A 7,515-nucleotide genomic window follows, 5' to 3' on the forward strand; every position below is an offset into this window, starting at 1 on the left:
AGGCGAGGAATCCCGCGTGGGGGCCGCCGAAACCCATGGGTACGCCGAAGCGCTGGGAGGACCCGAAGCAGGCGTCCGCCCCCTTCTCCCCCGCCGGCGTGAGGACGGAGGCGGCGAGAAGGTCGACACCCGCCGCCACGAGGACACCCCGGTCGTGGCACTGCTCGATCAGCCCGGCGACGTCGGCGACCCGGCCCGAGGCCCCCGGCGTCTGCACGAGGGCGCCGAAGAAGTCTCCCTCGGGCAATCCGTCGTCGATCAGGTTCGCGGTGACGATCTCGATGCCCAGCGGTTCGGCGCGGGTCGCGAGGATCGCGGCGGTCTGGCCGAAGACGTCCGTGTCCACCGCGAAGCGGGGACTCTTCGAGGACCGGTTGGCCCGGCGGAGCATCGTCATGGCCTCGGCGGCCGCGGTCCCCTCGTCCAGCATGGAGGCACCCGCCATATCCATGCCGGTGAGGTCGGCGACCATGGTCTGGAAGTTGAGGAGCGCCTCGAGCCGGCCCTGACTGATCTCCGGCTGATACGGCGTGTAGCCCGTATACCAGGCGGGGCTCTCGACGACGTTGCGGCGGATGACAGCCGGGGTGAGGGTGTCGTAGTACCCCTGGCCGATCATCGAGACCGCGACCTCGTTGCCGTCGGCGAGCACCCGCAGGGCGGCGAGGGTGTCGGCCTCGGACAACGGCTCGGGGAGCGCGTCGATGCCGGCTGCCCGTCCGTCGGGCCCCACCTCGTCGAGAATGACCGAGGGGAACGCGCGTTCGGCGAGCTCGTCGAGCGAGTCCACGCCGATGGTCCGCAGGATGTGGGCCAGGCCGTCGGTGTCGGGTCCCAGATGGCGGGCGACGAACTCGCCTCCGGTCCGGGCGGTGTGCGGGGTCGTCGTCACAGGTGCTCCTCGAAGGGCGGGGCCGCCCGGGCGGGCGGCCTGCGGGCCGGTGCTACCCTCTCCGCTCTGTCCCCAACCGGCTGAGGCCGGCGCCTGAGAGATTCACGGGGCCCACCAGCGAGCCGCGCTTTCCCCGTGGGCGGGTGGTCTGTTCCACCGCTCTCCAGAGGCGTTAGACGACTGCACGGTCCGGGTGCCTGAGAGATTCTCGGAGAGGAGTTGCTCCTTCGGCGCCCGCGGCTGCAGCCGCGGAACTCTCCCGTGAGTCGCGTGAACGCACCGCCGAGTCTAGACGACTCCCGCCGATCAGCCCGTTCGCCGCGAGGCGCGGGCGCGCCGGCGGGCCGCCAACTCGTCCTCGAGGGGCTCGATGACGTCCTCTGCGGAGACGGTCTCGGCGGGGAACTCGGAGATCGACCCGGCGAGTTCCCGCATCGCACCCCCGATCCCGATACCGAAGACCCCCTGCCCGCCCTGCAGGAGGTCGAACACCTCCTCCTTGGACGTGCACTCGAACACCGTCCGGCCGTCGGAGAAGAGGGTGATCGTGGCCAGGTCCTTCACGCCGCGGGAGCGGATCTGGTCCACGGCCTTGCGGATGTTCTGCAGCGAGATTCCGGTGTCGAGCAGCTGCTTGACTATCTTGAGGACGAGGATGTCCTTGAACGAGTACAGGCGCTGACTCCCGGACCCGGCGGCGTTGCGGATCGACGGCACCACCAGATCGGTCCGGGCCCAGTAGTCGAGCTGACGGTAGGTGATGCCGGCGATCTGACAGGCGATCGGGACCCGGTACCCACTCGTCCCGTCAGGAATCCCGTCGTCGGGGAACAGCCCGGGTTGCACCTCGTCGAACGTGGCCTGGGTGGCCTCGATGTCGCCTCCGAAGAGACCCTCCGTCTGCGTCACGATGGAGGACGACTCCGGATCCCGGGTGTGGTCGGCCACGATTGCTCCCTCAAGCTGTGGGGTGCCCCCGCTGGCGCGGCGGCACGGTGCCGGATCCTGACGGGCCCGGTTCCTGAACGTGTGAACACCATCGGTGTAGTTCACTGGGAGCAACGCTAGGCCCGCGCGAGGCTGCGATCAATAGGACACGCGGTAAACCTCAACCTCAAGTTGAACTTGAGACATAGTCGCGACCTGCCAACTGGTGCTGGAGTGACTCTTGTGAGTGTCGAAATACCTGGTCACAGCGGTCAGGATGTGCGGCCGCCGGGCTCCCGCGGGGCGTCGCCACCGCCGAGAAAGTCGTCCGGGCTCACCTGGTCGAGGAACTCACGGAACGCCTCGACCTCCTCCTCGCCCTGCTCCACCAGAGAGATACCGACCTCGTCGAGGACCTCCCGGCTGACGAGGACCGGTGACGACGTCCTCAGCGCCACCGCCACGGCGTCCGACGGGCGAGCGGACACCCGTCGCCCCTCGAAGACGAGCTCGGCGAGGAAGGTCCCCTCGGAGACCCCCACGATCTCCACCTGTTCGAGCGGGTGGGAGAAGGTCTCGAGGAGCGTCGCGACGAGATCATGGGTCAGCGGCCTGCCCGGCTGCACACCCTGCTGTTGAAGACTGATGGCCGCGGCCTCGGACGCGCCGATCCAGATCGGGACGTATCGGCCACCGTCCTTCTCGTGCAGGATCAAGACCGGTGCGTACTCCGGCTCCTCGAACCGGATACCGACGACGCTCACCTCGCGCATGTTCTGTCCCATGTCCTCCGCCTCTCGCACGCCTAACAGCCTAGTCCCGAACCGCCCGCGAGCGCTCGCGTCAGGATTCCAACGCGTGACGGACGGCAACGGTGACCAGCGTGGAATGCAGCGCCACCGACAGCGCCGCGATCTCCCGGGCCAGCTCTGCCGCGCGATCGCGGGCATCCGCATCGCCCTGCCGGGCCACCGGGCCGGCGATCTGGGTGATCAACCCCGTCTGCCGGTCAGCGGCGGTCCGGAACCCCCGGAGATGACGGACGTCCACACCGTGACCGGCGAGATCGTGCGCGGTCCGCGCGACCAGGACCGCCTCCGGGTCGAAGAAGCCACCCGCACCAGCCACGATGAGCCCGGCGTCGATGAGCGACCCCACGAACTCCGGGTCCACCTCCGACTGTGCCACCACGTCCTCGCGCGTGAGACGTAGGACGGTGTCGCTCCGGAAATCGTCCGGGGTCGACCCCGGCACCCCGTCCGTGCCATGCCGTGGGAGCAGAGCGGTGGTGGACCCGTCCGCGATGGCGGAATCGAGCGCTTCCAACTCCTCGCGGATCACTTTGAGCGGCAGATAACGGTCTCGCTGCGCCGTGAGGACATACCGCAGCCGCTCGCGGTCACCGACGCTGAACCGACGGTATCCGCTGGCGGTCCGCTCGGGGGTGACCAGTCCTTCGTTCTCGAGGAACCGGACCTTCGACACCGTGAGGTCCGGGAAATCCGGACTCAGGAGTGCGATGACGCCGCCGATGGAGAGGTGCCCCTCCTCTGCGGCGCCGTGTCCGGCGGCCGTCACTGCCCGGGCGTACCCGTCAGGAACACGAGGCGGAACTTGCCGATCTGTACCTCGTCCCCGTTGGACAGTGATGCCGAGTCCACCGGCTCACGGTTGACGTACGTCCCGTTGAGGGATCCCACGTCGACGACGGTGAAGGTCCCGGCCTCGCTCCTGAACTCGGCGTGGCGTCGGCTCACGGTGACGTCGTCGAGGAAGATGTCGCTGTCCGGATGGCGGCCCGCCGACGTCGTCGACTGGTCCAGGAGAAACCGTGAGCCCGCGTTGGGCCCCCGCTTGACCACCAGCAGCGCCTGCCCCTCGGGTAGGCCCTCGACACCGGTGACGGCGGGCTCGGACTGAGCCGCCTGCTGATCGGACTCGTTGAGAAGCTCAGCGCGGAACACCGAGGTGGTCTCGGCGGTGGCCTCGGGCATGTTCTTGTTCTCGGTCACGTTCGTCTCTCCTCGTCCGAGCCCGGGCGTGGGGCTCACCATGCGGTGCCTGCGATTCTATGTCGGACCGTCCGGCCACGGGGCCGGGGGCGGTCCCTCCCCCTCAACCCTCCGTGATCTTGGAGTACCCGTCCGAGTCGAGGGTCTGTTCGAGTTGCGCCTCGAGGTCGTCGACGTCCGGGATCTCGAGGACGACGATCCACCCTTCACCGTAGGGATCCGAGTTGACCAGCTCGGGCGAGGTCTCCAGGGCGGTGTTCACCTCGACGACCTTCCCACTGAGCGGGGCGTACAGATCGGAGACGCTCTTGGGGGACTCGACCTCGCCGAACGGCTCACCCGACTCCGTCTCCCCGCCCACGTCCGGGAGCTGTACGAAGACGATGTCCCCCAATTTGGACTGCGCGTACTCGGTGATGCCGATGCGAACGCGGGTATCGGACACCCGTTCGACCCACTCGTGCTCGTCGGTGTACCGGAGCTGGTCGGGGATGTTCTGGTCGCTCACTGACGTGCCCTTCTCGCGTGGCTCACTTGGCGTGTACATGTGGCGACATTACACACCGCCGGGCGACTCCACTGAAGTAGATCGGCCGCGGCGCGGGGGGACGGAGCGGGCGATCCTCCAGGCCTGCCACAGGTAGATCCCGCCGCTCCAGCAGTAGAGGCCCACGCCCCAGTACAGGCACGCCTCGCCCAGGATCATCAGCCCCTCCCCTCCGGGAACCCCCGCGTACCCGGCGAGCAGCAGGGGCAGCGACCAGAACAGTGCGAACGTGGCCGCTTTGCCCAGGTACGTGACCTCGGGTTCGATCCCGCGCCTCCGGTAGACCGGCATCGTCCCCACCAACACCGCGTCTCTGACCAGCAGAACCACCACCACCCAGACGGGGATGTATCCGGCGACGGCGAAGGCCACCGGCACGGCCGCCACCAGGAGTCGGTCTGCGAGGGGGTCGAGACGCTCGCCCCACGTCGACCGCATGTTCCACAAGCGGGCGATCTTGCCGTCGAGCCAGTCGGAGACCACCAGAACGCCCAGGAGCCACAGTGCCAGGGGCGGATCCTCCCAGACCAGGATGCTCACGACGAGCACCGGGATCAGCGCGATGCGCGCCAGCGAGATGACGTTGGGGAGCGTCCAGAACCTGTCGCTGACCTCGGGGTCGCGGGGCGGCTGTTCGTACCCGAGGCCGGGTGGCACCGCGGCCGAGAGGTGCCCGTCCCGCGGGGGCGGGATGCGTGCGCCGAGGACCTTGCCCTCTCCCGTCCGCCATTCCCGCAGATCGGTCTCCCGTCTGCCCTCCCGCGCCGCGCTCATCGGAAGGTCGACATCATCCCGGAGAAGACGTTCCCGCCGGCCGCCATCGGGTTGTCGTGGACCATGTACGTCCACGTCGAGGTGGGCCGCGCCATGGCGTTGGCCACCAGGTCCACCCCCGAATCGGTGAACTCGATCTCGGCGAACGTCGCCTCCGACTCCCGGACGGCGTCCGAGGCGAGGTCCCTGAAGTGGTCGATCGCGATCCGGTGGAATTCGTCCAGGGGGTTCTCCCTGCCCAGCGCGCGCAGGTGGATCGACTCGCGGACGTCGTTCATCGTCTCCAGGTGGCGGGCCCACCCCCGGTCGAGATGCCACAGCATGATGTCCCGACACCCCTGCACCACGGCGTCGCGGCCGTGGGCCTCCACGAGTTCGGCACTGCGATCCGGATCGTGGGAGGTCAGCTCCTCGAACGCCTTCTCGGTGAGCAACAGCGCCGCGCGGCGCTCGGCGAGGATCGACCGCTGTTCGGCGAGGAGCCGGCTGTACCGCCACGTGTTCGAGTGGATCGCGAGCATCTGTCCCTCGGTGACCCGCTGTGCGTGGTCGACCGCATCGCGTCCGCGGTTGCCCTTGAGCAGCCCGCTGATCCTGTCGTGCGCGGTGGGGATCTTGTCGGGTTCCAGCGCCGAGGTCACCACCGGGTCGTCCATGGCGGCGAAGAACACCGAGCTGCCGGGGTCCCCCTGGCGTCCGGCGCGACCACGGAGCTGGTTGTCGAGCCTCTCCGTCCGATGCCTCCCGGTCCCCACCACGTGCAGTCCGCCGAGTTCGACGACCTCGTCGCGGCGGGCCTCGTCGGACCCACCCAGTCTGATGTCGGTGCCCCGGCCGGCCATCTGGGTGGAGACGGTGACGTTACCCACGTCGCCCGCCTCGGCGATGATGGCGGCCTCCTCCTCGTCGTTCTTGGCGTTGAGCACGACGCAGTCCACGCCCCTGTCGGCCAGGCGTGCTGCGAGTTCCTCCGACTCGGCGACGTCATGGGTACCCACGAGCACGGGTTGGCCGGTCGAGTGGACGGCGGCGATGTGTTCGACGATCGCGCGGGTCTTGCTGTCGTTGTCGATGTAGGTCCGATCGGCCTCGTCGAAGCGGACGCAGGGGGTGTTGGGGTCGATCTGGGACACGCCCAGGGAGTAGAACTCGCGGAACTGTGCCCCCGCGGCGAGCGCCGTTCCCGTCATCCCGCACACCCGGTCGTACCTCCCGATGAACGCCTGGACCGTGATGCTGTCGAGGATCTGCCCGGCCTCGGAGACCGCGACGCCCTCCTTGGCCTCGACGGCCGCCTGCAACCCGTCCGGCCACCGCTGCAACTCGGCGACGCGACCCCGCGAGGCGTTGATCAGTTGGACCCGGCCGTCCCGGACGATGTAGTCCACATCCCGCCTCAGCAGGAAGCAGGCGTGCAGTGCGACGTTCACCTGGACCAGCGTGGTGCCCACGTGCTCCGCGTCGTAGAGATCGCCGATTCCCAGTTCACCCTCGATGGCCTCGGCGCCGTCGTCGGTGAGGAAGATGTTGCGCCGCTCGGAGTCGGTCTCGTAGTGGCGACCCGGCCGTAGCTTGCGCACCGCGGAGAGGATCTCCCCCGTGGGCGCCTCCCCGGAGGTCGACCCGGCGAGGACCAGGGGGACCAGCGCCTCGTCGACGAGCACCGAGTCCGCCTCGTCGACCAGGGCGACATCCGTGGTGGGTGCGATGAGATCCGCCGGGTCGGTGACCAGCTGCTCCCGCAGGACGTCGAACCCGATCTCCGAGACGGACCCGTAGGTGACGTCGCAGGCGTAGGCGCGGCGACGCTCCTCGCGCGTCGACGACTCGGTCACGTGGCCCACCGTCAGGCCCAGGAGCTCGAACATCGGACCCATCCACCGCGCGTCCCGCGCGGCGAGGTAGTCGTTGACGGAGATGACGTGGACGGTGTGTCCCTGCAGTGCGTATCCGGCCGCCGCGACCGCACCCGCGAGGGTCTTGCCCTCCCCGGTCGCCATCTCCACCACGTCGCCCGCGAACATCCTCAGTGCGCCCTGGAGCTGGACGTCGAACGGCCTCAGGCCCACGGCCCGGGTCGCGGCCTCCCTGGCCAGAGCCAGGAACCGGGCGAGGTCCTCGGGCGACTCACCGAAGAGCTGCAGGCCGTGGGCTTCGTCCGCGAAATCGCCGTCCGCCACCCCCGAGGCCCACTCGTCGAACCCGTGTGACGCCTCGACCGCACTCTGCGCGCGCGAGGTGTCCCGGCCCTGGGTGGAGCCCATCAGCTTCCAGAAGCGGTTGGCGAATCCCACGCGAGGAGTCCTTCCCGGTCTATCGAACAGTTGATGCCACCGTACGCAGCGGCCGAGCCGATCGGCGGA

7 protein-coding genes, 1 pseudogene and 1 riboswitch are annotated in these 7,515 nt (G+C 69.0%); all 8 genes and pseudogenes read right to left on the minus strand.

The window, feature by feature from the left end; translation table 11 throughout:
- A pseudogene (locus G6026_RS04940) lies at nt 1-892 on the minus strand (glycine dehydrogenase (aminomethyl-transferring)); the annotation flags it as partial.
- A 175-nt stretch (nt 893-1,067) separates the two neighbouring features.
- Nucleotides 1,068-1,164, minus strand: a riboswitch (glycine riboswitch).
- Between the two features lie 34 nt (nt 1,165-1,198).
- Nucleotides 1,199-1,768, minus strand: a complete 570-nt coding sequence (locus G6026_RS04945) for a MerR family transcriptional regulator (protein ID WP_231750587.1) — start codon at nt 1,766-1,768, stop codon at nt 1,199-1,201.
- Nucleotides 1,769-2,091: 323 nt separating this feature from the next.
- Nucleotides 2,092-2,592: a bifunctional nuclease family protein gene (locus tag G6026_RS04950; RefSeq protein WP_107758072.1), complete on the minus strand. Its 501-nt coding sequence runs from the start codon at nt 2,590-2,592 to the stop codon at nt 2,092-2,094.
- Between the two features lie 70 nt (nt 2,593-2,662).
- Nucleotides 2,663-3,397 (minus strand): MerR family transcriptional regulator, encoded by a 735-nt coding sequence (locus G6026_RS04955; protein ID WP_107756375.1) that lies wholly within the window; start codon nt 3,395-3,397, stop codon nt 2,663-2,665.
- Nucleotides 3,394-3,813, minus strand: coding sequence for an FHA domain-containing protein (locus G6026_RS04960; RefSeq protein ID WP_182612409.1), 420 nt, complete (start codon nt 3,811-3,813; stop codon nt 3,394-3,396). The genes G6026_RS04955 and G6026_RS04960 overlap by 4 nt, the downstream gene beginning before the upstream one ends.
- 121 nt (nt 3,814-3,934) lie before the next feature.
- Nucleotides 3,935-4,378, minus strand: coding sequence for a glycine cleavage system protein GcvH (gene gcvH / locus G6026_RS04965; protein WP_182612402.1), 444 nt, complete (start codon nt 4,376-4,378; stop codon nt 3,935-3,937).
- 9 nt (nt 4,379-4,387) lie between these two features.
- Complete coding sequence (locus G6026_RS04970) at nt 4,388-5,152, minus strand: CDP-alcohol phosphatidyltransferase family protein (RefSeq protein WP_107756372.1); 765 nt, start codon at nt 5,150-5,152, stop codon at nt 4,388-4,390.
- A complete protein-coding gene (secA2, locus tag G6026_RS04975) occupies nt 5,149-7,446 on the minus strand; it encodes an accessory Sec system translocase SecA2 (protein ID WP_107756371.1) in 2,298 nt (765 codons plus the stop codon). Before secA2 ends, G6026_RS04970 begins: the two co-directional genes overlap by 4 nt.
- Nucleotides 7,447-7,515 lie beyond the last annotated feature (69 nt).

Source organism: Dietzia sp. DQ11-38-2, from assembly GCF_014145055.1.
Lineage (GTDB): Bacteria > Actinomycetota > Actinomycetes > Mycobacteriales > Mycobacteriaceae > Dietzia.